The sequence below is a fragment of the Vibrio sp. 704 genome, from assembly GCF_033339295.1.
The window spans coordinates 1-926 of sequence record NZ_JAWOUH010000187.1 but is presented as its reverse complement, the minus strand read 5'-3'; the positions used below and the strand labels follow the sequence as shown (position 1 = coordinate 926).

At 46.2% G+C, this 926-nt stretch carries 1 pseudogene; it reads right to left on the bottom strand.

Features of this window, described 5'->3' with window-relative positions:
- Window positions 1-926: pseudogene (locus tag R7R24_RS25370) on the bottom strand (electron transfer flavoprotein-ubiquinone oxidoreductase); the annotation flags it as partial.

Genomic DNA, 926 nt, shown 5'->3' with positions numbered 1-926 from the left:
AATATTGGATAAATAGACGGAAGAAAGACGGTCGAAACTCAACACACCATCAGGCTTCGGATAGAGGATCTCATCGCTGTTTTCCGCCAGAATCAAAGACTGATGATCGGGATGTTCACAACGTACATTCCACTTTGCTTTGCCTTTTAACACGTTGTGTTCCAACATCGCTAAACCACCACCTAACCAAGAGCCAAAACGGTGTATTCCGCTAGAGAAGTTGCGTGCTTGATAAAGCTCTTCATATAGCCATGACTGTTTGAAATGGCTTTGGTAGTCGGCAATAACCGATTGATTTGAAATCGCTTCAAAAACGGCTTCAGCGGCGAGTATCCCCGACTTCATCGCGGTATGCGTGCCTTTGATTTTCGCGCTATTGAGCGTGCCAGCATCACAGCCAATCAATAGTCCACCCGCAAATTGTTGGGTCGGAAGGGAATGAAAGCCGCCTTTGGCAATCGCCCTAGCCCCATAGCTGATGCGCTTACCGTTTTTCAGGTACTGCTCAATCAACGGGTGATGTTTAAAACGCTGAAATTCGTCAAACGGACTCAGGTGGGGATTTTCGTAATTAAGGTCAACAATCAGGCCAACTGCGACTTGGTTGCCCTCAAGATGATAAAGATAACTGCCACCACTTGCTTCGTTTGCCAACGGCCAACCTAATCCATGAATAACCAATCCTTGCTGATGTTGCTCTGCAGGTATTTCCCACAGCTCTTTAAAGCCAATCGCATAGTGCTGTGGCGTTTTATCTTCAGCGAGATTAAATTTGTTAATCAATTGCTTACCAATATGGCCACGAGCCCCTTCAGCAAACAGAGTAAACTTAGCTCGAAGTTCGATACCCGGCTCGAAATTGGCTTTTTGCTCGCCGTTTTTATCTAACCCCATGTCGCCAGTAAGCACGCCACAAACACGGTTTT